At 74.2% G+C, this 24,079-nt stretch carries 19 protein-coding genes and 1 pseudogene; 11 read left to right on the top strand and 9 right to left on the bottom strand.

Annotated elements, in window-relative coordinates; all coding sequences use genetic code 11:
* The first annotated feature begins 1 nt into the window (after nucleotide 1).
* On the top strand, nucleotides 2–1,594 hold the full coding sequence (locus ABZV78_RS20050) for an ATP-dependent DNA ligase (protein ID WP_355640594.1): 1,593 nt from the start codon (nucleotides 2–4) through the stop codon (nucleotides 1,592–1,594).
* A 33-nt stretch (nucleotides 1,595–1,627) separates the two neighbouring features.
* Here the strand turns inward: ABZV78_RS20050 and ABZV78_RS20055 are convergent, their stop codons facing one another.
* The gene (locus ABZV78_RS20055; RefSeq protein ID WP_355640563.1) at nucleotides 1,628–2,389 is read right to left on the bottom strand and encodes a hypothetical protein; all 762 of its coding nucleotides are present in this window, start codon (nucleotides 2,387–2,389) and stop codon (nucleotides 1,628–1,630) included.
* 97 nt (nucleotides 2,390–2,486) lie between these two features.
* Nucleotides 2,487–3,302 (bottom strand): SURF1 family protein, encoded by an 816-nt coding sequence (locus ABZV78_RS20060; protein ID WP_355640565.1) that lies wholly within the window; start codon nucleotides 3,300–3,302, stop codon nucleotides 2,487–2,489.
* 135 nt (nucleotides 3,303–3,437) lie between these two features.
* Between ABZV78_RS20060 and ABZV78_RS20065 the strand changes: the two genes are divergently transcribed.
* A complete protein-coding gene (locus ABZV78_RS20065) occupies nucleotides 3,438–4,805 on the top strand; it encodes a cobyrinate a,c-diamide synthase (protein ID WP_355640567.1) in 1,368 nt (455 codons plus the stop codon).
* Nucleotides 4,802–5,371 (top strand): GNAT family protein, encoded by a 570-nt coding sequence (locus ABZV78_RS20070; protein ID WP_355640569.1) that lies wholly within the window; start codon nucleotides 4,802–4,804, stop codon nucleotides 5,369–5,371. Before ABZV78_RS20065 ends, ABZV78_RS20070 begins: the two co-directional genes overlap by 4 nt.
* A 113-nt stretch (nucleotides 5,372–5,484) precedes the next feature.
* Here ABZV78_RS20070 and ABZV78_RS20075 read toward each other — a convergent pair whose 3' ends face one another.
* Nucleotides 5,485–7,620 carry a transglycosylase domain-containing protein gene (locus ABZV78_RS20075; RefSeq protein WP_355640571.1) on the bottom strand — a complete coding sequence of 712 codons (2,136 nt, stop codon included), beginning with the start codon at nucleotides 7,618–7,620 and terminating at the stop codon, nucleotides 5,485–5,487.
* A 133-nt stretch (nucleotides 7,621–7,753) separates the two neighbouring features.
* Between ABZV78_RS20075 and cobC the strand changes: the two genes are divergently transcribed.
* The 3 genes from cobC to cobA are packed head-to-tail and all read left to right on the top strand — an operon-like array spanning nucleotide 7,754 to nucleotide 11,254.
* Nucleotides 7,754–8,836 (top strand): Rv2231c family pyridoxal phosphate-dependent protein CobC, encoded by a 1,083-nt coding sequence (gene cobC, locus ABZV78_RS20080; protein ID WP_355640573.1) that lies wholly within the window; start codon nucleotides 7,754–7,756, stop codon nucleotides 8,834–8,836.
* Nucleotides 8,836–9,906, top strand: coding sequence for a nicotinate-nucleotide--dimethylbenzimidazole phosphoribosyltransferase (gene cobT / locus ABZV78_RS20085; protein WP_355640596.1), 1,071 nt, complete (start codon nucleotides 8,836–8,838; stop codon nucleotides 9,904–9,906). Before cobC ends, cobT begins: the two co-directional genes overlap by 1 nt.
* 52 nt (nucleotides 9,907–9,958) lie before the next feature.
* Nucleotides 9,959–11,254 (top strand): uroporphyrinogen-III C-methyltransferase, encoded by a 1,296-nt coding sequence (gene cobA / locus ABZV78_RS20090; RefSeq protein ID WP_355640575.1) that lies wholly within the window; start codon nucleotides 9,959–9,961, stop codon nucleotides 11,252–11,254.
* 54 nt (nucleotides 11,255–11,308) lie between these two features.
* Here cobA and otsB read toward each other — a convergent pair whose 3' ends face one another.
* Both otsB and ABZV78_RS20100 read right to left on the bottom strand, forming a co-directional pair.
* On the bottom strand, nucleotides 11,309–13,870 hold the full coding sequence (gene otsB, locus ABZV78_RS20095; protein ID WP_355640598.1) for a trehalose-phosphatase: 2,562 nt from the start codon (nucleotides 13,868–13,870) through the stop codon (nucleotides 11,309–11,311).
* Between the two features lie 94 nt (nucleotides 13,871–13,964).
* Nucleotides 13,965–15,365: a trehalose-6-phosphate synthase gene (locus ABZV78_RS20100; protein WP_355640577.1), complete on the bottom strand. Its 1,401-nt coding sequence runs from the start codon at nucleotides 15,363–15,365 to the stop codon at nucleotides 13,965–13,967.
* Nucleotides 15,366–15,673: 308 nt separating this feature from the next.
* On the opposite strand from ABZV78_RS20100, the gene ettA reads away from it, so the two are divergent.
* The 4 genes and pseudogenes from ettA to ABZV78_RS20120 all read left to right on the top strand — a co-directional run bounded on the left by ettA (nucleotide 15,674) and on the right by ABZV78_RS20120 (nucleotide 19,287).
* Nucleotides 15,674–17,350, top strand: a complete 1,677-nt coding sequence (gene ettA, locus ABZV78_RS20105; protein WP_355640579.1) for an energy-dependent translational throttle protein EttA — start codon at nucleotides 15,674–15,676, stop codon at nucleotides 17,348–17,350.
* A pseudogene (locus ABZV78_RS20110) lies at nucleotides 17,343–17,768 on the top strand (thioesterase family protein); the annotation flags it as partial. The gene ettA and the pseudogene ABZV78_RS20110, both read left to right, overlap by 8 nt.
* 134 nt (nucleotides 17,769–17,902) lie before the next feature.
* Nucleotides 17,903–18,571 (top strand): hypothetical protein, encoded by a 669-nt coding sequence (locus ABZV78_RS20115; RefSeq protein WP_355640581.1) that lies wholly within the window; start codon nucleotides 17,903–17,905, stop codon nucleotides 18,569–18,571.
* Between the two features lie 131 nt (nucleotides 18,572–18,702).
* Nucleotides 18,703–19,287 carry a YbjN domain-containing protein gene (locus ABZV78_RS20120; protein WP_355640583.1) on the top strand — a complete coding sequence of 195 codons (585 nt, stop codon included), beginning with the start codon at nucleotides 18,703–18,705 and terminating at the stop codon, nucleotides 19,285–19,287.
* A 12-nt stretch (nucleotides 19,288–19,299) separates the two neighbouring features.
* Here ABZV78_RS20120 and ABZV78_RS20125 read toward each other — a convergent pair whose 3' ends face one another.
* From ABZV78_RS20125 to ABZV78_RS20135, 3 genes are all read right to left on the bottom strand, one after another.
* Nucleotides 19,300–19,689 (bottom strand): globin, encoded by a 390-nt coding sequence (locus tag ABZV78_RS20125; protein WP_355640600.1) that lies wholly within the window; start codon nucleotides 19,687–19,689, stop codon nucleotides 19,300–19,302.
* 79 nt (nucleotides 19,690–19,768) lie between these two features.
* Nucleotides 19,769–21,145 carry an MFS transporter gene (locus ABZV78_RS20130; RefSeq protein WP_355640585.1) on the bottom strand — a complete coding sequence of 459 codons (1,377 nt, stop codon included), beginning with the start codon at nucleotides 21,143–21,145 and terminating at the stop codon, nucleotides 19,769–19,771.
* A 250-nt stretch (nucleotides 21,146–21,395) separates the two neighbouring features.
* Nucleotides 21,396–22,451: a mechanosensitive ion channel family protein gene (locus ABZV78_RS20135; RefSeq protein WP_355640587.1), complete on the bottom strand. Its 1,056-nt coding sequence runs from the start codon at nucleotides 22,449–22,451 to the stop codon at nucleotides 21,396–21,398.
* Nucleotides 22,452–22,737: 286 nt separating this feature from the next.
* Here ABZV78_RS20135 and ABZV78_RS20140 point away from each other — a divergent pair, with 286 nt between their 5' ends.
* Nucleotides 22,738–23,277 carry an HNH endonuclease gene (locus tag ABZV78_RS20140; protein WP_355640589.1) on the top strand — a complete coding sequence of 180 codons (540 nt, stop codon included), beginning with the start codon at nucleotides 22,738–22,740 and terminating at the stop codon, nucleotides 23,275–23,277.
* Between the two features lie 7 nt (nucleotides 23,278–23,284).
* Here the strand turns inward: ABZV78_RS20140 and ABZV78_RS20145 are convergent, their stop codons facing one another.
* On the bottom strand, nucleotides 23,285–24,046 hold the full coding sequence (locus ABZV78_RS20145; RefSeq protein WP_355640602.1) for a class F sortase: 762 nt from the start codon (nucleotides 24,044–24,046) through the stop codon (nucleotides 23,285–23,287).
* Nucleotides 24,047–24,079 lie beyond the last annotated feature (33 nt).

The raw sequence follows: 24,079 nt of genomic DNA on the forward strand, positions 1-24,079 counted from the left end.
GATGTGGGACGTGCGCTTCGTTGAGCTGGCGGCCACGTCGGCGGCGGTGGGCGCCACCAGCGGCCGGCGGGCCAAGGTGGAGCTGCTGGCCGCCGCCCTGCGGTCGCTCGACCCCGACGAGGTGCCGGCGGGCGCCGGCTACCTCGCCGGCGAGCTGCGGCAACGGCAGACCGGGGTGGGCTGGGCGAGCCTGCGTGACCTGCCGCCGCCGGCCGCCGAGCCGAGCCTGACCGTGGGTGGTGTCGACGCGGCGATCGAGGAGCTCGCGGTGGTCGGCGGCGCCGGCTCGCAGGCCCGGCGGCGCGAGCTGCTCGGCCGGCTCTTCGCCGCGGCGACCGCCGACGAGCAGCGACTGCTGGTCGGCCTGTTCCGCGGCGAGCTGCGCCAGGGCGCCCAGGCCGGCCTGCTCACCGAGGCGGTGGCCCGGGCGGCCGACGTGCCGGTGGCGGCCGTCCGGCGGGCCCTGCTGCTCGCCGGCGATCTGCGGGCCGTGGCGGTCGCGGCGCTCTCCGGCGGTGCGGCCGCGCTGGCCGGGTTCCGGCTCCAGGTGGGCCGCCCGCTCGCCCCGATGCTGGCGCAGAGCGCGCCCTCGGTCGACGAGGCGCTCACCGCCACCGGCATTCCGGCCGTGGTGGACGTCAAGCTCGACGGCATCCGCATCCAGGTGCACCGGTCCGGCCAGGACATCGCGGTCTTCACCCGCAGCCTGGACGACATCACCGGCCGGCTGCCCGAGGTGGTCGCCACCGTCCGCGCGCTGCCCGCCCGGGAGCTGGTGCTCGACGGCGAGGCGATCGGGCTGGACGCCGAGGGCCGCCCGCTGCCCTTCCAGGAGACCTCCAGCCGGGCCGCCCGGCGCACCACCCCGAGCACCACGGGGCGGGCGCCGGTGGCGCCGGCGGTGCTCGCCGCCGCCGAGCGCGCCGGCGAGTCGGTGCTGACGCCGTACTTCTTCGACCTGCTGCACCTCGACGGCGCGGACCTGATCGACCTGCCCGGCCGGGAGCGGTGGGCCGCGCTGGCCCGCGTGGTCGACCCGACGCTGCTGGTCGGCCGGGTCGAGGTGGACGACCCCGAGCAGGCCGGCGCGGCCTTCGCGGCGGCGATCGACGCCGGCCAGGAGGGGGTGGTGGTCAAGGATCCCGCCGCGCCCTACGACGCCGGCCGGCGCGGCGCGGCCTGGGTCAAGGTGAAGCCCCGGCACACCCTCGACCTGGTGGTGCTGGCGGTCGAGTGGGGCAGCGGGCGGCGGCAGGGCTGGCTCTCCAACCTGCACCTGGGCGCCCGCGATCCGCAGACCGGCGAGTTCGTCATGCTCGGCAAGACGTTCAAGGGGCTCACCGACGAGCTGCTGCGCTGGCAGACCGAGCGCTTCCTCGGGCTGGCCGTGGAGAGGGGCGACTGGGTGGTCCGGGTCCGGCCGGAGCAGGTGGTCGAGATCGCCTTCGACGGGGTGCAGGCCAGCAGCCGCTACCCGGGCGGGATGGCGCTGCGCTTCGCCCGGGTGGTGCGCTACCGGGACGACAAGACCGCCGCCGAGGCGGACACCATCGACGCGGTCCGGGCCATCCACGCCGGTCGGGTCACCGGCTGACCCGGGTGGCCGGAGGCGGCGTGGCACCGCGGCTCAGCCGACCGACAGCGACCGGGCGTAGTTGACCTGGTTGTTGATCTGCTGCACCTGGAACTGGTCGGCCACCGGGATCCGGGCCACGTACTGGTGGCCGCCGTTGGTCACCGTCACCTGCACGGTGCCGTGGTGGCGTGTCTCCTTGATCAGCAGGAAGAGGAGGCTGAACACGGTCAGGCAGAAGAAGCCGAGGACCGCGGCGACCACCGCCCAGGTGGCCACCTTCTCCTCCTTCTGCCAGTGGTCCATGACGTGCCAGGAGGAGCCGGCGAGCGGCAGGACGCCGGCCGGGGTCCGGATCACCGGCGGCGTCACCATGATCTCGCCGATCTGCACGGCCACCACGGACTGCGCCGGCGGCAGCGGCCCGGCCGGCGGGGCCGGTATCGGCGGGTAGGGAGCCGCCGGCACCACCAGCGCCCCGGCGTGCGGCCCCGGCACCCCGACCGGCGGCCCCGGCGGCGCGGAGAACTGCGCGGGCGGCGCCGAGAACTGTGCTGGCGCGGGCGGCGCCGAGAACTGGGCGGTCACGGGCGGCGTGGAGAACGGCGCGGGCGGCTCGTAGCGGGGCACGGGCGTGGCCGGGAACTGCGGGGCGGTGACCGGGGGATCCACCGCCGGCGTGCCCAGCACCGGGAGCCGCTCCGTGAGCGGCGCGACGGTCGGCGGCGCGACGGCCGGCGGCATGGCGGCCCACGGGTCGTACGCCGCCGGGCTTGGCGGCTCGGCGGGCAGCGGCGATGTGGGATCAAAGGTCACCGCGACCCCCCACGGTTGACGATCATGGGCGGACCCTACAGCGTCCCCGTCGCTCGGTGTGCCCGCCGAATGTCCGGTTCGGGCACCCCCGGCCGGGTCAGGCGGAGGCCGGCTCGGCGGCCCGGTCGACCGGCTTGCGCGGCCCGTCCAGGCCGGCCAGCCGCCGCGCCTCCCGGCGGGCGACCCAGCCGTAGCCGACCAGGCTCATCGCGGCGAAGAGCCACCACTGCACCACGTAGCCGAAGTTCTGCCAGTTGTTGGTGTGCCCGATGGGCACCGCCTGGAAGGCCGGGTCGGCGGCCGGCGTCTGCTGGTCGAGCAGCACGTAGCCGCCCACCACCGGGTAGGGCAGTTGCTTCGCCAGGCGGGGGATGCTGATCCGCCGGGTCTCCAGCTTGCCGTCGCGCCGGTCGACCGCCCCGCCGCCGCTCTCGCTGGACACCAGCCGGCCGGTGAGCGTCACCTCGCCCGTCGGCGCGGCCGGCACCGGTGGCTGGGTGGTGGCGTTGCCACCCGGGACCGGCGGGATCCAGCCCCGGTCGACCAGCACGGCGCTGCCGTCGGCGAGGACCAGCGGGGTGAGCACCTCGAAGCCGACCTTGTTGTCGACGGTCCGGCCGCGGACCAGGACGACGTTCGCGCTGTCGTACCGGCCGGTGGCGGTGACCCTGGTCCAGGTGAGCCGATCGGCCGGGGCCGGGCCCGTGGTGCCGGGGCCACCGGTCGGGGCGGGCAGGGCGTCGCGCAGCGGCGCGGGCGTCATGGTGGCACCGGCGTCGATCCGCTCGTTGATCGCCGTCCGGCCCCGGTAGCGGTCCAGCTGCCAGTTGCCGAGGAACACCATCACCGCGGCGGCGACCAGGGTCAGCGCGAGATAGCCGAGCCAGCGCGGGGTCAGCAGGAACCGGTACACGTTGGCCAAGGCTACCCGTATGAGCGACGCCACTGGCCCGCGCCGGGCGGGAACGGGCCGCTCGCCGGCCGCCGCGCGTCGGTGCGGGCGGGTATGGTCACGCGGGCGGAAACCACCCCAGTGCAGGAGTCGATGATGACCGTCGTGCCGCGCGTCGTGCTGAGCGCGCCCTCCTCGGGGCACGGCACCGGTGCCCTCTCGCTCGGCCTGCTCGCGGCCCTCGCCGACCGTGAGCTGGGCGTGGCCGGGTTCAAGATCGGGCCGGACCAGGTGGATGCGGCCTACCTGGGGCTGGCCGCCGGGCGGCCGGGGCGCAACCTGGACCCGCGGCTGGTCGGCCCGGAACGGATCGCCCCGCTCTTCGCGCACGGCGCCGCCGGGGCCGGCTTCGCGCTGGTCCAGGGCACCATGGGGCTCTACGACTCGATCGCCGGCCGGCCGGAGACCGAGTCCACCGCGGCCGTCGCGACCGCGCTGCGCAGCCCGGTGGTGCTGGTGGTGGACGTGGCCGCGATGGGCCAGTCGGTGGCCGCCCTGGTGCACGGCTTCCGGGCCTACGACGAGCAGCTCTGGCTGGGCGGCGTGATCCTCAACCGGGTGGCCTCGCCCCGGCACGAGGCGATGCTGCGCGAGGCGCTCGACGACGTGGGGGTGCCGGTCTACGGCGCGCTGCGCCGGCACGAGCTGCCCCCGGTGCTGCCCGCCCGGCGGCACGGGCTGGTGCCGGTGGTCCAGCGCGACGCCGAGGCCCAGCGGGCGGTCCGCCGGCTCGGTGAGGCGGTCGCCGCCACGGTCGACCTCGACCGGCTGCTGGGGCTGGCCCGCTCCGCCCCGGAGCTGACCGTCGCGCCGTGGTCGCCGGAGCCGGCGGCGGGGGCGCCCGCCGGGGAGCGGCCGGTGGTCGCGCTGGCCGGCGGTCCGGGCGGCAGCTACAGCCACCCGGAGACGGCCGAGCTGCTGCGCGCCGCCGGCGCCGAGGTGGTCACCGTCGACCCGCTGCGCGACGGGTCGCTGCCCGCCGGCACCCGGGCGCTGGTCGTCGGCGGCGGGCTCCCGGAGACGTACGCGGAGCAGCTCTCCGCCAACCGCCGGCTCTGCATCGCGGTGGCCGAGCTGGCCCGCACCGGCCGCCCGGTGGTCGCCGAGGGGGCCGGCCTGCTCTGGCTGGCCCGGGAGCTGGACGGCCTGCCCATGTGCGGGGTGCTCGACGCGGTCGGCGCCAGCCGGGACGGCCTGGTGGTCGGCTACCGGGAGGCGACCGCGTCCGCCGACAGCGTGGTGGCCGGTGCCGGCGCCACGGTGGTGGGGCACAAGCAGCACGCCGCGGTGCTCACTCCGCGGGCGGGCGAGCGGGCGGCCTGGCGCTGGGAGGGTGGCGCCCCGGAGGGCTTCGTCTGGCGGGGCGTGCACGCCTCGCAGCTCGTGCCGCACTGGGCCGCCCACCCGGAGATCGCGGCCCGGCTGGTCGCGGCGGCCCTGGCCCCCGCGGAGGCGCCGGCGTGATCGGGCAGGTGGCCGTGCGCCGTTTCCCGGCGCTGACCGTGTCCACCCCGCGCACCGAGGTACGCCAGCTCGTCGCCGCGGACGCCGAGGCGGTCGACGAGGTGTTCGCCGACCGGCAGACCCAGCGCTGGCTGCCGCTGGCCGACGCGTCGGGGCGGATCGACGGGCGGGCCTGGTGCACCGAGCTGGCGCGGCAGCGCCGGGACAGCGGCGACGGTGACCACTGGGCGGTGCTCCGCCGCGAGGACCAGCGGGTGGTGGGCTGCCTCTGGACCCGCCGCACCGACTGGGGCGCCCGGCTGACCGAGGTGTCCTACGCGATCGCCCCGCACGCCCGCGGCTACGGCCTGGCCGCCGAGGCGGTCGACGCGGTCGCCATCGCGCTGATCCTGGAGCACGGCTTCCAGCGCGTCGAGCTGCGGGTGGCCGCCGGCAACGTCGCCTCCCGCCGTGTCGCCGAGAAGGCCGGCTTCAGCTACGAGGGCCTCCTCCGCAACGCCGGCTTCGTCCACGGCGCCCGAGTGGACCTGGAACTCTGGTCCTTCGTCTCCGCCGACCTCCGCTGACCCCGCCCCCTGTTAGAAGTTGATCAAGAGGTTTGCGTCAGGAATCGAGGGATTCCGCGCGCAAACCTCTTGATCAACTGGCCCGGGCGCACCCCCGGGCGGTTCAGGGAGGGTCAGCCGACTATCTGGTCGCTGGGTGGGGTGAACTGGCGGGTGGGCTTGCCCTTGAGCGCTTCGCGCAGGGTCATCGCCACCGCGTTGACGGGCACCTGGGACAACCCGTCACCCACCGCGTTGAACGGGTTGTCCGGGTCGGCGATGAAGCTCGCCGCGGCCAGCTCCGGGGTGTAGCCGGCGAACCAGGCGGACCGGGTGCTGTCGGTGGTACCCGTCTTGCCGGCGACCGGGCGGCCGACCGTGCCCCGCACGCTGTCCGCGGTCGACCAGCCGCCGCAGCCCCCGCGGGCCGGGGTGTCGCCGGTCGGGCAGCGGGCCGCGTCGGTGGCCGCCCGGGCCGCGTCGGCGCTGACCACCTGCCGGCAGCGCGGCTTGGCGACCTCCCGCTGCACCCCGCCCGGCGTGCGGTACGTGGCCGGCGTGCCGTCCCGGTTCAGGATCGAGTTGACCGGGATGGCCTCGCAGTACCGGCCGTCGGCCGCGACCGCGGCGTACGCGTTCGCCAACTCCAGTGGGGTGGCGTCCGAGACGCCCAGGGTGAACGCGCCCCACTTGTTCGCCTTGTCCGGCGCGGCGTGCTCGCGGTCCACGTCGGTACGCCAGCGCAGCCCGAGCTGCTCGGCCAGGCGCACTCCCTTCTCCGCGCCCACCTGCTCCTCCAACTGCACGAAGAAGGTGTTCACCGACTTGCCGAAGCCGGACCACATGGTCTGCACGCCGGTCATCGCGCCGCTGGCGTTCGACGGCGCCCACCCGTCGTAGACCTTGGACTGGTAGCGGTACGGCGAGTTGATGGTGTCGGAGAGCTTCGTCCCGGAGTTGAGCGCGGCGAGCATCGTGAACATCTTGAACGTGGATCCGGCCTGGTATCCGGGGAGTGTTCCCCCGCCGAGCAACGGCGCGACCGTGTTCGGATAGTTCGCCTTGACCTTCGGACCGGCCTCCGGGTTGGAACTGTTCGGGTTCTCGCTCAGGTCGAGCGAGTAGGTCCGGTTCACCGCCATCGCCTTGATCCGTCCGGTGCCCGGCTCGGCGACCACGATGCCGTTGGCGAACGGGCTGCCCGTGCCGTCCTTCGCGCCCACGTTCTTCTCCGCCGCCTCCTGGATCTTCGGGTCGAGGGCGAGCACGATGCGATATCCGCCCCGGCGCAGCTTGTCCATCCGCTCCAGCCGGTTCTCCCCGAACGCGGGCTGCGAGCTCCACCAGTTCTTCAGGTAGTCGCAGTAGAAGCCCCAGGTCGCCCGGTACTTCTCGAGGAGCGCCGCGCAGTCGTTCGGCGGGTTGGTGAGCCGTAGCCGGATCGGCTCGGCCTTGGCCGCCGCCGCGGCGTCCGGCGAGAGGTAGCCGAGGCGGGCCATGTTGCCGAGCACGTAGTTGCGCCGGCCGGTGGCGTCCTTCTGGTCGGAGGTGATCGGGTCGTACTCCGAGGGGGACTTGACCAGGCCGGCCAGGGTGGCCGCCTCGACCGGGGTGAGCGTGGCCGGGGTCTTGGAGAAGAAGATCTGCGAGGCCGCGTAGATCCCGTACGCCCGGTGGCCGAAGTAGGCCGAGTTGAGGTAGCGCTCGAGGATCTGCTCCTTGCTGACGTGCTTCTCGATGTCCAGGGCCATGCGCATCTCCTTGACCTTGCGCAGGCTGGTCTGCTGGGTGGCCTCCTGGACCTCCTTCGGCGTCTTCGCGCTGTCCCGCAGGGCCATCCGGACGTACTGCATGGTGATCGTCGAGGCGCCCTGGGAGACGCCGCCGGACCGGGCGTTGGACACGAAGGCGCGGGCCACGCCCTTCGGGTCGACGCCGTGGTGCTGGTAGAAGCGGTTGTCCTCGGCGGCGACGATCGCCTGCTGGATGTTCGGCGACATGTCCTCGATCTTGGTGTACTGCCGGTACTCCTCGTAGAACATCGTCAGCACGGTCTTGCCGTCCGGCGCGTACAGGTACGAGGTCTCGGCGGGCAGCGCGGTCTTGAGGATGCTCGTCTTCTGCTCCACTGCGTGGGCGGTGGCCTTGGCGCCGATGCCGGTGACGGCGGCCAGCGGATAGGCCGCGGCGGCGACCACGATGCCGGCGATGAGCCCGGCGCGGAGTAGGGGCACGGCACGACCAGCGGAGGCAAGGGGTCGGTTGCTCACGTGGTCAAGCTATGACATTTCCGATTCGGAAATGAGAAGAATTCATAAACGGGCGAGGGGGTTCAGCAGTGGTGACGCGGCCCACGCCGGGATCCGCTGTCCCGGGCGGCGGCTTCCCGGCAGGATCGCGGACATGCGTGCTCAGCTGATCGGGACCGACGCTCTGGCGGGCGAGCCCGACCTCGGCCACCACGGGGACGCCGAGGCCACGCCCGGCCTGGTCGACCTGGCGGTCAACGTGCGCCGCGCCCCGATGCCCGACTGGCTGGCCGACCCGCTGGTCGCCGCGCTGGGCGCGCTGGCCGCGTACCCCGATCCCGGTCCGGCCCGGGCCGCCGTCGCCGCCCGGCACGGGCGTACCCCGGAAGAGGTACTCCTCACCGCCGGCGCCGCGGAGGGTTTCGTGCTGATCGCCCGGGCGCTGCGCGAGGCCCGGCGGCCGGTGGTGGTGCACCCGCAGTTCACCGAGCCGGAGGCCGCCCTGCGGGCCGCCGGCCACACGGTCGAGCGGGTGCTGCTCGACCCCGCCGACGGCTTCCGGCTCGACCCGGCCCGGGTGCCCGCCGACGCCGACCTGGTGCTGGTGGGCAACCCCACCAACCCCACCTCGGTGCTGCACCCCGCCGAGGCGCTCGCCGCGCTCGCCCGTCCCGGCCGGGTGCTGGTGGTCGACGAGGCGTTCGCCGACACCACGGCGGCCCCCGGCGTCGAGGGCGAGCCGGAGTCCCTGGCGGCCCGCCGCGACCTGCCCGGCCTCGTGGTGGTCCGCAGCCTCACCAAGACCTGGGGGCTGGCCGGGCTGCGGATCGGCTACCTGCTCGGCGACCCCGGGCTGCTCGCCCGGTTCGCCGCCGCCCAGCCGCTCTGGGCGGTCTCCACCCCGGCGCTCGCCGCCGCCACCGCCTGCGCGTCCCCGGCCGCCGTCGCGGCCGAGCGCGCCATCGCCGCCGGGCTCGCCGCCGACCGCGACCACCTGGTGGCCCGCCTGTCCGGCCTGCCCGGGGTACGCGTCGTCGGCCGCCCCGCCAGCGCCTTCGTCCTGGTCCACCTGGCCGGCGCCGCCGCCGTGCGGGAGCGGCTGCGCGAGCGTGGCTGGGCGGTCCGCCGCGGCGACACCTTCCCCGGGCTCGGCCCGGACTGGCTGCGGATCGCGGTGCGCGATCCGGCGACGACCGACGCCCTCACCGACGTGCTGGCGGAGATCCTGGAGGCATGATGTTGGAGTCCACCGTGGCGGCGATCCGGCCGCTCGACGAGGCCGCCATGGCGGCGGCCCGCGAACTCCAGGGGCGGCTGACCAAGCCCGCCGGCTCCCTCGGCGCCCTGGAGCCGCTCTCCGTACGGCTCGCCGGCCTCGCCGGGACCTGCCCGCCGCCGCTGCCCGAGCCGGCCGCGGTGGCCATCTTCGCGGGCGACCACGGCGTGCACGCCCAGGGCGTCACCCCGTGGCCGCAGGAGGTCACCGCCCAGATGATCGCCAACTTCGTGGCCGGCGGGGCGGTGGTCAATGCGTTCGCCCGGCAGGCGGGCGCCTCGGTCACCGTGGTGGACGTCGGCGTGGCCACCCCGCTCCCGGTCGGGCCGGTCGCCGACCCGGGCGGCCCCCGCCTGGTCGCGGCAAACGTGCGGGCCGGCACCCGCGACCTGACGGTGACCGCGGCGCTCACCCGGGACGAGGCCCGGGCGGCGGTGGAGACCGGCATCCGGATCGCCGGGGAACTGGTCGACGCCGGGGCCGGCATCCTGCTCACCGGCGACATGGGCATCGGCAACACCACGCCGGCCGCCGCGCTGATCGCCGCGTTCACCGGGGTCGACCCGGCGGCGGCGACCGGGCGGGGCACCGGAGTGGACGACGAGACGTACGCCCGCAAGGTCGGCGTGGTGCGGGCCGCGCTGGACCGGCACGCGCCCGACCCGGCCGACCCGCTGGGCGTGCTGGCCGCGGTCGGCGGCCTGGAGCACGCCGCGCTGGCCGGGCTGGTCCTCGGCGCCGCCGCGCGCCGGGTGCCGGTGCTGCTGGACGGCGTCATCGCGGTCAGCGCCGCGCTGGCTGCCGCCGCGTTCGCGCCGGACGCGGTCGGGGCCATGGTCGCCGGGCACCGCTCGGCCGAGCCGGGCGCCACGGCGGCGCTGCGCCACCTCGGCCTGGACCCGCTGATCGACCTCGGGCTGCGGCTCGGCGAGGGCACCGGCGCGCTGCTCGCACTCCCCGTGGTCACCGGCGCGGTCCGGGTGCTGCACGAGGTCGCCACCTTCGACTCGGCGGGAGTGGCCGAGAAGTGAGCAGGCGGAGCCTCCGGTTCAGCGTGCCGCGTCCCGGCGGGGCGGCGGCGACGTGAGCGGCAACCCGTACCCGCTCGGGTTGCGGCTGGCCGGCCGGCGGGTGGTCGTGGTCGGCGGGGGAGCGGTGGCCACCCGGCGGGTGCCCGCGCTGCTCGACGCCGGGGCGGACGTCCTGCTGGTGGCGCCGGAGGTCACCCCGGCGCTGCGGGCGCACGTCGACGCCGGCCGGCTGCGCTGGGAGCCGCGCCGGTTCGCCCCCGCCGACCTGGACGGCGCCTGGCTGGTCCAGGTGGCCGTGGACGACCCGATCGCCGCGGCCGCGGTCAGCGCCGCCGCCGCCGAGCGGCGGATCTTCTGCGTCCGTGCCGACGACCGGGCCGCCGCCACCGCGTGGACCCCGGCGGTGACCCGGCACGGCCCGGTCACCGTGGCCGTGCTCGGTGGCGGCGACCCCCGCCGGGCCATGAGCGTCCGGGACGCGGTGCGCGAACTGCTGACCGCCCGCGCCGGGCAGCCGACGGCGGAGCCTGGCGCCGCCGCTGCCCCCGCGGCTGCCGGCGCCGTGCCGGGTCGGCCGGCCGGGCCGGCTGCCGCCGGGTCCGCTGCCGCCCCGGTCGCGCCGGTGGGTCGAGTGGCGCTGGTGGGCGCGGGACCGGGCGATCCCGAGCTGATCACCGTCCGGGGCTGGCGGCTGCTCACCGAGGCCGAGGTGGTGGTCGCCGACCGGCTCGTCCCCGGGCTGCTCCTCGACGAACTGCGCCCGGACGTCGAGCTGGTCGACGCCTCCAAGATCCCGTACGGGCCGTCGCGGGCCCAGGAGGAGATCAACCGGATCCTGGTCGACCGGGCCCGGGCCGGGAAGGTGGTGGTCCGTCTCAAGGGCGGCGACCCGTACGTCTTCGGCCGGGGCGGCGAGGAACTGCTGGCCTGCGCCGAGGCGGGCGTCCCGGTGACCGTGGTGCCCGGGGTGACCAGCGCGATCTCGGTGCCCGCGGCGGCCGGCGTGCCGGTCACCCACCGGGGGGTGGCGCACGAGTTCACCGTGGTCTCCGGGCACGTCGCGCCCGACTCGCCGGCCTCGTTGGTCCGGTGGGAGTCCCTCGCCGGCCTGCGCGGCACCCTGGTGATCCTGATGGGCCTGAAGAACCTCGCGGCGATCAGCGCGACCCTCGTGGCGCACGGCAAACCCGCGGGAACGCCGGCCGCGGTGATCCAGGAGGGCACCACCAGCGGGCAGCGGTCCCTCCGCTCGACCCTCGGCACGGTGGCCGCCGACGTCGAGTCCGCGGGCCTCCGCCCGCCCGCCATCGTGGTCGTCGGCGACGTGGTCGGGACCCTCGACGCCTGAGAAGCGAGCGGCCCGGGACCAGTTGGTCCCGGGCCGCTCGCGTGGCCGGTCAGGTCACTGCTTGAGCATGTTGTCCAGCATCAGGGCGCAGCGGATCAGCCCGAGGTGGCTGTACGCCTGCGGGTGGTTGCCCAGCCCGCGCTCGGCGAGCGGGTCGTACTGCTCGGGGAGCAGCCCGGTCGGCCCGGCCGTGTCGACCATCTGGGCGAACAGCTCCTCCGCGTCGGTGCGCCGACCGGTGCGCAGGTACGCCTCGATCAGCCACGCCGTGCAGATGTGGAAGCCGCCCTCCCGGCCGGGCAGGCCGTCGTCCCAGTGGTAGCGGTAGACGACCGGACCGCTGCGCAGCTCCGCCTCGATCTTCAGCACCGTGGACAGGAAGCGCGGGTCGTCCCCGGCGAGCAGCCCGGAGATGCCGATCCAGAGCGACGAGGCGTCCATCTCCTCGTACCCGTAGGCGACGCTGTAGGCCTCGGCCTCGGGGTGCCAGCCGTGCTCCAGCACGTTGTCGGCGATCCGGTCGCGCAGCTCGACCCACTCCGGCCGGTCCTCGCCGCCGTGCTGCCGCACCACGTGCAGCGCCCGGTCGACGGTCATCCAGAGCATGACCTTGGAGAAGACGTGGTGCCGGGGCGGGAGACGGGCCTCCCAGATGCCGTGGTCGGGCTCGTGCCAGCGGCGGCGGACCGCCTCGACCATGTTCTCCAGCACCCGCCACTCGTCGTCGCGGACCGAGCCCCGGGCGTCGGCCACCGCGGCGATCAGGTCGGCGACCGGGCCGAAGACGTCGAGCTGGAGCTGGTGGTTGGCGAGGTTGCCGACCCGGACCGGCCGGGAGCCGGCGTAGCCGGGCAGGGTGTCGATGACCGCCTCGGCGCCCAGCTCGTAGCCGTCGACCGTGTAGAGCGGGTGCAGCCGCTCCGGGTGCCCGCCGGTGCGGTCGATGACCCCGTCGACCCAGCGCAGCAGGCCCTCCGCCTCCTCGGTGGAGCCGAGGTCGACCAGCGCGCGGGCGGTCATCGCCGCGTCCCGCAGCCAGCAGTAGCGGTAGTCCCAGTTCCGGACGCCGCCCAGCTCCTCGGGGAGCGAGGTGGTCGCCGCGGCGAGGATCGAGCCGGTCGGCTCGTGGCAGAGCCCGCGCAGGGTGAGCGCGCTGCGGGCCACCAGGTCCCGGGCGGTGGCGGGCAGCCGCAGCGAGGCCACCCAGTCCTTCCAGGGCTGCTCGGCGGCGGCCTGCCGCTCGTGGACCGGCACCCGGTGGTGCTCCAGGCTCTGCGTGCCGAAGCGCAGCTCCAGCACCACCTGGCCGCCGGCGGCCGACAGGTCGACCACCGCCTTGGCGGTCTCGTAGCCGGCGTCGTTGGTGACCTCCCACTCGACGCCCGGCGAGTAGAGCGCCACCGGCTCGTTGGAGCCGAGCACCAGCAGCCCGTCGTCCAGCGGCTGGAGCTGGACGGCGACCTGACCGAACTCGGGACGCGGCGCGAAGTCGATGCGGGCCCGCCCGGTGCCGCTGAGCACCCGGACCAGCGTCGAGTCGCCGGTGACGATCGCCGGCCCGTCCGGCGTGGTCTCCTTCGCCGGTAGGTCCAGCCAGTCGGTCACGGTCAGGCCGGACCAGCGGGTCTCCACCGTCATGGTGTTGCTGCGGTAGCGCTGGCCGAGCGGGATGCCGCCGCGCTGCGGGCCGACCGTGAAGTGCCCGGCCGGGCTGCCGCCGACCAGGTCGGCGAAGATCGCCGCCGAGTCCGGCTTCGGGTGGCACAGCCAGGTGATCTTGGCTTCGGGGGTGACCAGCGCGACGGTGCGGCCGTTCGCCAGCATCGAGTGCCGCTCGATCGGCACCGCCCGCTCGCCGAAGAGCCAGTGCCGCCGGGTCTCCAGCAGCAGGCCCAGCGCCCGGGCCGCCTCGATGGGCTCGGCCACCCGGTAGTCGGCCTGGGTGTCGCCCGGGCCGATCTTGATGCCGACGTCCGGCCCGTGCAGGTTGCCGAAGGCGTTCTCGTCGGTGACGTCGTCGCCGATGAACAGCACCGCGCTGGCCGCGAGCTGGGTGCGGAGCTGGTCGATCGCGGTGCCCTTGTGGGTCGCCACCACCGACAGCTCGATGACCTCCTTGCCCTGGGTGACGGTGACGTCCTCCCAGGTGGCGGGGCCGCTGCGGACCGCCTCGATGGCCGAGGCGGCGATCTGCGGGTCCACCCCGCGGGTGTGCACGGCGACGCTGGCCGGCTTGCGCTCCAGGCGGATGCCCGGGTGGGCCGCGGCGATCTCGCGCAGCTCGCCGCGGAGCCGGTGACGGACCGCGATCAGCTCCGGGGTGAGTCGCTCGACGAAGCCGATGTCGAACTCGGAGCCGTGGCTGCCGACCAGGTGCACCTCGCTGGGCAGCCGGGAGAGCGTGGCCAGGTCGCGCAGCGCCCGGCCGGAGACCACCGCGACGCTCGTCTGCGGCAGGGATGCGAGGGCGCGGACCGCGGCCACCGACTCGGGCAGCGGCACGGCCTTGCTCGGGTCCTCGACGATCGGGGCCAGGGTGCCGTCGTAGTCGCAGGCGACCAGGAGCTGGGGAACCCGGGCGATCCGGCCGATCGCGGCGCGCAGCTCGGGATCCATCACCCCGCCGTGTGGAGTGGTGGGGGCAGGGGAGTTCACGGCATCACCTTTGTTCGCGACTGCGGGGCTTGCAGGACCGGCGCACTCCTCGCGCTCACGCGACCTCCGTATCGGGCACGCCGAGTTCGGTCAGGAAGGACTTGGCCCAGTGGCCCACGTCGTGACTGCGCAGGTGGCGTTGCATTATCCGCATCCGGCGCCGGGCCTCGGGTTTCTCGACGTGCACGGCGCGCAGCAGCGCGTCCTTCACCGCGTCGGGGTCGTGGGGGTTGCACAGGAAGGCCTGGCGCAGCTCGGTGGCGGCGCCGGCGAACTCACTGAGCACGAGCGCGCCGCCCTGGTCGGCGCGCGATGCGACGTACTCCTTGGCCACCAGATTCATTCCGTCTCGCAGCGGGGTCACCATCATCACGTCGGCCGCGACGTACATCGCGGCCAGTTCGGAGCGACTGTACGACTGATGCAGATAATGCACCGCCGGCACGCCGACCCGTCCGAATTCGCCATTAATCCGGCCAACCTCGCGTTCTACCTTCACCCTTAATGCCTGGTAGTGCTCCACGCGCTCGCGGCTCGGCGTCGCGACCTGCACCATGACCGCGTCGGGGACTGTCAACTTTCCGTCAGCGAGAAGCTCGCGGAAGGCCTTCAGCCGGAGCTCGATGCCCTTGGTGTAGTCGAGCCGGTCGACGCCGAGGATGATCGTCTTCGGGTTGCCCAGCTCCTCGCGGATCTGCTTGGCCCGGGCCTGGATCGCCGGGTCCTCGGCCAGCCGCTCCATCTCCCGGGTGTCGATCGAGATGGGGAACGCGCCGGCCTTCACCTGCCGGCCGTCGACCTGGATCATCTGCCCCTCGTAGCGGAGCCCGAGCAGGTGCCGGGCCAGCCGGACGAAGTTCTGCGCCGCCAGCCGCTGCTGGAAGCCGATCAGGTCCGCGCCGAGCAGGCCGCGCAGGATCTCGGTGCGGAAGGGCATCTGCATGAACAGCTCGATCGGCGGGAACGGGATGTGCAGGAAGAACCCGATCCGCAGGTCCGGCCGCAGCTCGCGGAGCATGGCCGGGACGAGCTGGAGCTGGTAGTCCTGCACCCACACCGTGGCGCCCTCGGCCGCGACGTCCGCCGCGGCCTCCGCGAACCGGGCGTTGACCAGCCGGTACGCCTCGCGCCAGCGCCGCTTGTAGGCCGGGGTCTCGACCGCGTCGTGGTAGAGCGGCCAGATCGTCGCGTTCGACTGCCCCTCGTAGTAGCGCTCCAGCTCCTCGGCGCTCAGCGGCACCGGGTGCAGCCGGATCCCCTCCAGGTCGAAGGGCTCGGGGGCGGCGCCCGTGCCGCCGGCCCAGCCGACCCAGGTGCCCTGGTGCTCGGCGAGCACCGGGTGCAGCGCGGTCACCAGGCCGCCCGGGCTGCGTCGCCACTGCCGCCCTTCCGGTGTGCTCACCTCGTCGACCGGCAGTCGGTTCGCCACAACGACAAAGGAGCTACGGACGGTCACGATCGGCCACCTCCGGTTGCTGACGGGTCCACCGCGATGAGCGTACTGAGCGTAGCTGCGGCCTCTGTTGCCCCGTGCCGGAGTTCCCTACCCGTCCCGGAAGCGCCGAACCACATCGTGATCTTGTCGACAGCCGCGGCGCGCCGCGTACTCCTTGGGCGGGGTGATGTGGGCGGAGCGGGGCGTACCTGTCAGGATTGACGATGGCGTGCGCGCGGCCGGCCCCGGCCGGCGGCGGCGGGCGGACCTCGCAGCCCGCGCCCGCGCCCGCAAGCTCGCGATCGCAACCGACGGAGGTAGCCCGCACCGTGGCCCAGTTCATCTACGTCCTGGAAAAGGCGCGCAAGGCGCACGGCGACAAGGTCGTGCTCGACAACGTGACGCTGAACTTCCTGCCGGGGGCCAAGATCGGTGTGGTCGGTCCGAACGGCGCCGGTAAGTCCAGCCTCCTCAAGATCATGGCAGGTTGGGACCAGCCGAGCAACGGCGAGGCCCGACTCATGCCCGGCTACACCGTCGGCATGCTCGCCCAGGAGCCGCCGCTCAACGACGCCAAGACCGTGCTCGGCAACGTCGAGGAGGCGGTCGCCGAGATCAAGGCCAAGCTGGAGCGGTTCAACAAGATCGCCGAGCAGATGGCGACCGACTATTCCGACGAGCTGATGGAGGAGATGGGCAAGCTCCAGGAGGAGCTCGACAACGCCGACGCCTGGGACATCGACTCCAAGCTCGAGCTGGCGATGGACGCCCTGCGCTGCCCGCCGCCGGACGCCGACGTGACCCAGCTCTCCGGCGGTGAGCGCCGCCGGGTGGCGCTGTGCAAGCTGCTGCTGGAGGCGCCGGACCTGCTGCTGCTCGACGAGCCCACCAACCACCTGGACGCGGAGAGCGTGCAGTGGCTGGAGCAGCACCTGGCCAAGTACGCGGGCACGGTGATCGCCATCACCCACGACCGCTACTTCCTCGACAACGTGGCCGGCTGGATCCTCGAGCTGGACCGCGGCCGGGCCATCGGCTACGAGGGCAACTACTCCACCTACCTGGAGAAGAAGGCCGCTCGGATGGCCGTCGAGGGTCGCCGCGACGCCAAGATGAAGAAGCGCCTCGACGACGAGCTGGAGTGGGTCCGCTCCAACGCCAAGGCCCGGCAGACCAAGTCCAAGGCCCGCCTCGACCGCTACGAGGAGATGGCCACCGCGGCCGAGCAGACCCGCAAGCTGGACTTCGAGGAGATCCAGATCCCGCCGGGCCCGCGTCTGGGCAGCACCGTGATCGAGGTCAAGAACCTCGTCAAGGCGTTCGGCGACCGGGTGCTGATCGACGGCCTCAGCTTCTCGCTGCCGCGCAACGGCATCGTCGGCGTGATCGGCCCCAACGGCGTCGGCAAGACCACTCTGTTCAAGACCATCGTGGGCCTGGAGGAGCCGACCGACGGCTCGGTCCGGGTCGGTGAGACGGTCTCCCTGTCGTACGTCGACCAGAGCCGGGCCGGCCTGGCGGGGGACAAGACGGTCTGGGAGACGGTCTCCGACGGGCTGGACCACCTGCTCGTGGGCAAGGTCGAGATGCCGTCCCGGGCGTACATCGCCGCGTTCGGCTTCAAGGGGCCGGACCAGCAGAAGCCGACCAAGGTGCTCTCCGGCGGCGAGCGGAACCGGCTCAACCTGGCGCTGACCCTCAAGATCGGCGGCAACGTGATCCTGCTCGACGAGCCGACCAACGACCTCGACGTCGAGACGCTCGGCAGCCTGGAGAACGCGCTGCTGGAGTTCCCCGGCTGCGCCGTGGTCATCTCGCACGACCGGATGTTCCTCGACCGGGTCGCCACGCACATCCTGGCCTGGGAGGGCGACGACCAGAACCCGGCCCGGTGGTTCTGGTTCGAGGGCAACTTCGAGGCGTACGAGAAGAACAAGATCGACCGACTCGGCGCGGAGGCCGCCCGGCCGCACCGGGTGACGTACCGCAAGCTCACCCGTGACTGACAAGTTCGTCTACGACTGCACGCTGCGTTGGTCCGACCTGGACGCGTACGGCCACGTCAACAACGCCCGCTTCCTCACGCTCTACGAGGAGGCGCGGGTGGCGATGATGTTCGCCGGCGGCCGGGCGTGGGGAGTGGGCTCGTTCGCCGACGGGGTGGTCATCCGCCGGCACGAGGTCGACTACCTGCGCCCGGTCGACTACGCGCTGGGCCGGGCCACCGCGGAGGCGGCCCCCACGGTCCGGATCGAACTCTGGGTGGAGGAGATCAAGGCCGGCTCGTTCACGGTCGCCTACGCGCTCTACGACCGCGACGTGCTGGCCAGCCGGGCCCGTTCGGTGCTGGTCCCGTTCGACCTGGCCGCGCAGCGCCCCCGCCGGATCTCCGCCGACGAGCGGGCCTTCCTGCTCCGGTACGCGCCCGGGCTGCCGGTGAGCGCGAGGAGTGAGCCGGGTTTGCGAGCCCCGCAGTCGCGAACGAAGGGCGGCTCGGTGAGCGCGAGGAGTGAGCCGGGTTTGCGAGCCCCGCAGTCGCGAACGAAGGGCGGCTCGGCATGACCACGCCGGGCACCGGGCACGGGCTGGACGGGGTGGCCGACGCGGGCGCCTTCCTGGCCCGCCTGGTCCGGCTGGACCCGGCCACCCTGGTCCGGCTCCGGCCGGTGCCGGGCGCCGGGCGTACCGCCCTCTGGGCCCGGCTGCCGTGGGACGTGCTCGTGGTCCGGACCGTCCCCGGCGCCGCCCCCGGCGACGTCACGGTCGCGGCGGGGGAGTTGCTGGCGGAGTTGTCGACCGGCGGCGAGGCGCTGCCCCGGCGCCGGGACGACGGCTGGCGCTGGCCACTGCCGCCGGCGGCGAGCCGGGCCGTGGAGGCGCTGCCCGCCGGGGAGGTACAGCGGATCGCCGCCGCGGCGGCCGGGACGCTGCGCGAGGCCGCCACCCACGGCGTGGCGGGCCGGGCGGTGGGCCAGCGGGCGCTGCGGGACGCGCTGCTGGACCACGTCGCGGTGGTGGTGACCCCGGACGACGCCCCGGACGCCCCGGTTGAGGTGCCGCAGCGGCTGGTGCAGGGGTTGGTCCGGATGGGCTTCCTCGGCGCCGGCGACGTTCAGGTGCGCGTCGCCGCCCGTTGGGTCGGGCTCGTCGGACCGTACGGAGCGGCCTGGTCGCGGAAGGTCGCAGACCTCGCCCTGACGCCCGTCCGGGTTCATCCGAACGGATGACCCCGAGTCGTTCTTCCGGTTTGGGGCGGCCGTTGGGGGGATGTCTCATGCCGGCTGTCCGGGTACCGTCCATCCTCGGATCCAACGCACCGTAGGCGATTGGATCCGCTGGGGAGTGAGGTGCGCGAGCGATGCCGTGGTGGTCATGGCGCCCAGGTCCCGCCGGTGGCGGCGATCCGGAAACTCGAAGCGGGATCACAGTCGATGACACCGTCCGGGTCGGACCACCGACCCCCCGTCAGCCGGGGGACGACGCGGCGGCCGCCGAGCGGCCCGTGATCGCCGACATGCCGGCAACCGTCGCCCCGGTCACCCTTCGCCGGGTCTGCGACGCGCTCGACCTGCTCGACGTGCGCTACCTGGCCGACGGCGACGGCAACCTCCTGGCCATGTGGGAGCGGCACGCGGTGCTGGTCACCCTGGAGGGCCCCGAGGACGAGATCCTGGTGATGCGGGCCCGGCCGCACGCGACGGTCCCGCCGGACTGGGCCGACCGCGCCTACCGGGTGGTCAACGAGTGGAACCACACCCGGCGGTTCTGCAAGGCCTACATCGGCGACCCGACCGAGCGCGGCCAGTTGCCCATCTACGCCGAGCTCCAGGTGCCGCTGGGCGCGGGCACGCACGACGCGCTGCTGGTCGAGATGCTCGACTGCGGCGCGGCGGTGGCCACCACCTTCGTCGACTGGCTGCACGACGAGGGCGCCCTGCTCTGACGGTCGTGACGGTCAGCCCTCGGCCGCCGGGTCCTCCATCACGTTCACCATGAAGTACGCGGCCCGCTCCAGGTAGTCCCAGAGCGCGGCGGCGAGCTGCGGCGGCAGGTCCAGCCGGTCCACCGCCCGGCGCATGTGGCGCAGCCAGGCGTCCCGCTCGACCGCGCCGATCCGGAACGGAGCGTGCCGCATCCGCAGCCGCGGGTGGCCGCGCTGCTCGGAGTAGGCGTGCGGGCCGCCCCAGTATTGGATGAGGAAGAGAGTCAGCCGGTCCGCCGCGGGGCCGAGGTCCTCCTCCGGATACATCGGCCGCAGCAGGGGGTCGGTGGCGACACCGGCGTAGAACTCGTCCACCAGCTTGCGGAAGGTGGGTTCGCCGCCGATCGCCTCGAAGAGGGTCATCGACTCGCCTGGGGAAGTCACGGCACCCATCCTGCCAGGTGCCGCCCGGGGGCGGCTCCCGCCCACCGCCCGGCGGGAGTCAGGTCACCGCGTGCCGGCGCCGGCTGCGCTCGCCGGAGCGGTCGCCCACCGCCGCCCCTCGGGGAACCGGGGTGTGCGCGCCGCGCCCCGCGGGGGCGGACTCCGCCCGGGCGGCCGCGACGGCCGCCTCGATGGTCGCCGGGCGCGGCCAGGTGGCCACCGCGAAGAGCATGAGCAGCACGCCGGCGGCGCTCCACACGCCGACCACCGAGGGGATGGCGAACCGCTCGGAGAGCGCCCCGGTGGCCAGCACGGCGGCGCCCTGGATGATCTGGGTCCCGCTGGCCATCACGCCGAACGCCCGGGCCCGGTAGCCGTCCGGCAGCACCTGGACGAAGAGGCCGTTGGCGACCGGGAGGAGCCCGGCCACTGCGAAGCCGCACGCGGCGGCGAGGAGCGCCACCACGACCGGCGGCGGGTCCAGCAGCGCCGGGACGAGCACCGCCGGGGCGATCACCGCCAGCGGGCGCATGAGGGCCAGCCGGCGGGCCGGGCCGACGAATCGCCCGACGACCAGCCCGCCGAGCACGTAGCCGACCGGGTTGGCGGCCATGATGACCGCCTGGGCGGTGCCGGTGTCCAGGCCGTCCCCGGTCCGCTCGGCGGCCCAGGCCGCGGCGAGCCCCTCGGGGACGATCGAGAAGACCATCGCGCTGAACACCAGCACGGCGATGGCCCGCAGCACCGGGCGGCCGAAGACGAGCCGGAACCCCTCGCCGGTCTCCCGGAGCAGGTGGCTGCGGTGGGCCTCGGTCATGGCGGGCGGCCGGTTCCGCAGGCCGAAGCGGACCAGCGCCGCGGAGAGGCCGAAGGTGGCCGCGTTGATCAGCAGCGCGGCGGCGGGGCTGACCGCGGCCACCGCCGCGCCGAGCAGGTAGCCGAGGACCTGGGCGGCCTGCCCGGTGCTCGCGTTGACCGACAGGCCGACCACCAGCCGGTCGCCGGTGAGGATCTGCGGCATCAGCGCGGACCGGGCGGCCTGGCTCGGCGGGTTGGCCAGCGTGGCGGCGAAGATCAGGGCGAGGATCGCCCAGGGCGGCATGCCGGGCAGGGCGACCAGCACCATCAGCGCCATCCGCACCAGGTCGCAGGCCACCATGACCTGCCGGTAGCGGTAGCGCTCGGCGAGCGCCGAGAGCAGCGGGCCGCCGACCAGCCAGGGCAGGTAGCTGGCCGCGAACGCGGCGGCGGAGAGCGCCACCGAGTCGGTCTGCCGGTAGACCAGGACGGTGACCGCGGCCTTCGCGACGTAGTCACCGACCCAGGACAGAGCGCTTGCCGTGAAGAGGACGCGGTATTCCGCGAGGCTGAACACGTCGCGGAAGGTGGCCGGGCCCTCCTGGGCGGGTCGCTCGTCGGACACCGTCGCCTCCATCGTTTCCGGGTCGACCACTCGTGATGGCCTTGACCTGGAAACCGTCGTCAGATCTACGGATCAGCGAGGACACGAGCACGCTCCCTTGGGGAGCGTGTTCACCGGATTCTGCCCGATCGTCTGACAACTGGCTAGGGTGAACGGATTGATCGTCGCATCTCCGACTGAACGAACGGACGATACCCGAGGGGCCACGCGGTGCGCGACCCCCGAAATTCGTCCGGCCCGCCGGGCCGACCGGCGGCGCTGGTCAGGTGGGCCCGCCGGTGCCCGTCTCGCCCGCGGCCGGGGTGCGGGGCGGCAGCCCGGGATAGAGCCGGGCCGCCGCGATCCGCGCCGTGATGCCCGAGTTCTCCAGCGCCTCGGCGAGCCGTCGGCGCAACTCGCGGCCGACCGCGAACTGCCCGTCGGCGGTGGTCTTGACCACGGTACGGATCACCGCGCCGTCGACCGTCATCTGCTCGACGCCGAGCACCTCCGGGTCCTCGACGATCTCCGGCGCCAGCTCCGGGTCCAGCGCGACCGAGGCGGCCGCCGTACGCAGCACCGCGGTGGCCTCCTCGGTGCCGGCGAAGCCGATCGGCAGGTCGACCACGACGAGGGCCCAGCCCTGGCTCTTGTTGCCGACCCGGATGATCTCGCCGTTGCGGATGTACCAGAGCACGCCCCGGCCGTCCCGGACCGTGGTGACCCGCAGGCCCACCGCCTCCACCACGCCGGTCGCCTCGCCCAGGTCGACGGTGTCGCCGACGCCGTACTGGTCCTCGATCAGCATGAACAGGCCGGCGATCAGGTCCTTGACCAGGCTCTGCGCGCCGAAGCCGAGAGCCACGCCGGCGATGCCGGCGCTGGCCAGCAGCGGGGCCAGGTCGAAGCTGAACTCCTTGAGCACCATGAGCAGGGCGATGCCGAAGATGAACGCGGTGACCATGCTGCGCAGCACCGAGCCGATCGCCTCGGCGCGCTGCCGCCGCCGCTCCGGCACGAACTGCTCCGGGTCGAGCGTGGCGCTGGGGATCCGCTCCCGCAGGGGGCGGAGCATGGTGGGCATCGCGCCCTCGGTGGTGGTCCGGACCAGCCGGTTGATGGTCCGGTGCAGCAACCAGCGGGCGGCCACGGCGAGCAGCAGGATCAGGGCGATCCGCAGCGGCTTCAGGACGATCCAGTAGCTGCCCTCGGCGAACCAGGCCGAGCCGGTGATGTCGTAGACGTTCTTGCACCAGGTGTCGGTGCGGCAGTCGACGGACGGGGACGGGCTCGGCTCGACGGCGGACAGCGCATGGAGCAGCAGGTTGGCGGGACTCACCCTGCTTTCGTACCGCAACGCCGCTGGGCGCCGGCTGGCGACCCGCCCGGCTCCCGCCGACGGGGCGGCGGACCGATCATGCCGGGCGGAACCGGTCATCCTGGCACGGGCGGAAAAAGCTTCACGAGGGTACCCCGGATTAGTGCGTGCAATCCGGGGCGCGATCAGGGACTATTGGCGCAACGGACGTCGGTGATCCGGCCGGCGTCGGTGTCGTTCCCCGCTGCCCGCGGGGCGGTCCCGGCGCGGCGGCGGCAGGAGCGGCTGGACCGGGAGGGTGAGCGCGATGCCTGACATACGACCCACGGCGGGCTCCGGTGCACTCGTTCTCAACGCCACCTATGAGCCCCTGTGTGTCGTGTCGGTGCGTCGCGCCGCGATCCTCGTGCTCTCCGCCAAGGCCGTCTGCGTGGCCGACGGCGACGGCATCCTGCACAGCGCGCGCAACGCGCTCCCGGTCCCCTCGGTGGTCCGGCTGACCCGCTACGTCCGGGTCCCCTACCGCACCCACGTCGGGCTCTCCCGCCGGGCGATCTTCGCCCGGGACGGCTGGCGCTGCGCCTACTGCCGCGGTCCGGCGGAGACCATCGACCACGTCTTCCCGCGCAGCCGGGGCGGCCGGCACGCGTGGGAGAACGTGGTCGCCGCCTGCGCCCGCTGCAACCACACCAAGGGCGACAAGACCCCGGCCGAGCTGGGCTGGCGGCTGCACAGCCTGCCGGCGGCCCCGAAGGGCACGGCCTGGCGGGTGCTCGGGCACCGGGCGCCCGACCCGCGCTGGGCCGACTGGCTCGACCTGCGCGAGCCGGAGCCCGAGGCGGCCTGAGCGGCGCTCACTTCCGCGCCTTCACCAGCGAGGCGTAGACCACCAGGTTGTCCGCGTAGCCGGTGTCGCCGCCCACCCAGCGGCCACCGCAGGTGATCAGCCGCAGGTTGGGCCGGCTGAAGTCGCCGTAGACCTCCCGCACCGGCAGCCGCTCCTTGCCGTACCGCTCGATCGAGGTCACCTCGAAGACGGCCACCGAGTGGTCCTGCCGGGTCACCTCGATCCGGTCGCCGTCGTCGAGGTCCTTGAGGTCGTGGAAGACGGCCGGCCCCGTGGTGGTGTCGACGTGCCCCACGATGACCGCCGGGCCGTACTGGCCGGGGGTGGGGCCCTGGTCGTACCAGCCGGCCTCGCCGGACCGGCCGACGTCCGGCACCGCGATGCTGCCGTCCGAGGCGATGCCGACCCGGTGCACCGGCGCCCGCAGGTCGATCTTGCTGATGGTCAGGTCCGTCGGCGGGCTGCCGGACAGCACCGGGAACTCCTTCGGCGGCGGCCGCAGCCCCGCGGTGAGCTGCTCGGGCAGCAGGCTGATGCCGGTCACCCGTTCCACCCCGAGCATGGCCACGATCAGCGCCATCAGCGCCGCGACCACCAGCACCGGGGCGCCGGGGCCGCGCTGGACGGCGTACCGCCAGCGGCCGGCGGCCGGGGTGGTCCGCGCCGGCGACACCGGGCGGGCCTGCGGGTCGGCGGTGGCGACGCTGGCCGAGAAGGCGTGCCCGGCGGCGCGGGCGAACCGGCGCGTCTCCTCGAAACGCTGGAACATGTCGGCGATCTCGTCACCCGCCCACTGCCGGAC

The organism is Micromonospora sp. NPDC004540 (assembly GCF_040610095.1).
Classification (GTDB): domain Bacteria; phylum Actinomycetota; class Actinomycetes; order Mycobacteriales; family Micromonosporaceae; genus Micromonospora.

Excerpts from the sequence above, each read along its gene's own strand:
- ABZV78_RS20050 (WP_355640594.1), top strand. The coding sequence starts at position 2 with ATGTGGGACGTGCGCTTCGTTGAGCTGGCGGCCACGTCGGCGGCGGTG.
- ABZV78_RS20065 (WP_355640567.1), top strand. The coding sequence starts at position 3,438 with ATGACCGTCGTGCCGCGCGTCGTGCTGAGCGCGCCCTCCTCGGGGCAC.
- cobC (WP_355640573.1), top strand. The coding sequence starts at position 7,754 with ATGCGTGCTCAGCTGATCGGGACCGACGCTCTGGCGGGCGAGCCCGAC.
- cobT (WP_355640596.1), top strand. The coding sequence starts at position 8,836 with ATGTTGGAGTCCACCGTGGCGGCGATCCGGCCGCTCGACGAGGCCGCC.
- otsB (WP_355640598.1), bottom strand. The coding sequence starts at position 13,870 with ATGGATCCCGAGCTGCGCGCCGCGATCGGCCGGATCGCCCGGGTTCCC.
- ABZV78_RS20115 (WP_355640581.1), top strand. The coding sequence starts at position 17,903 with ATGACCACGCCGGGCACCGGGCACGGGCTGGACGGGGTGGCCGACGCG.
- ABZV78_RS20120 (WP_355640583.1), top strand. The coding sequence starts at position 18,703 with ATGCCGTGGTGGTCATGGCGCCCAGGTCCCGCCGGTGGCGGCGATCCG.
- ABZV78_RS20125 (WP_355640600.1), bottom strand. The coding sequence starts at position 19,689 with ATGACCCTCTTCGAGGCGATCGGCGGCGAACCCACCTTCCGCAAGCTG.
- ABZV78_RS20130 (WP_355640585.1), bottom strand. The coding sequence starts at position 21,145 with ATGGAGGCGACGGTGTCCGACGAGCGACCCGCCCAGGAGGGCCCGGCC.
- ABZV78_RS20140 (WP_355640589.1), top strand. The coding sequence starts at position 22,738 with ATGCCTGACATACGACCCACGGCGGGCTCCGGTGCACTCGTTCTCAAC.
- ABZV78_RS20145 (WP_355640602.1), bottom strand. The coding sequence starts at position 24,046 with ATGTTCCAGCGTTTCGAGGAGACGCGCCGGTTCGCCCGCGCCGCCGGG.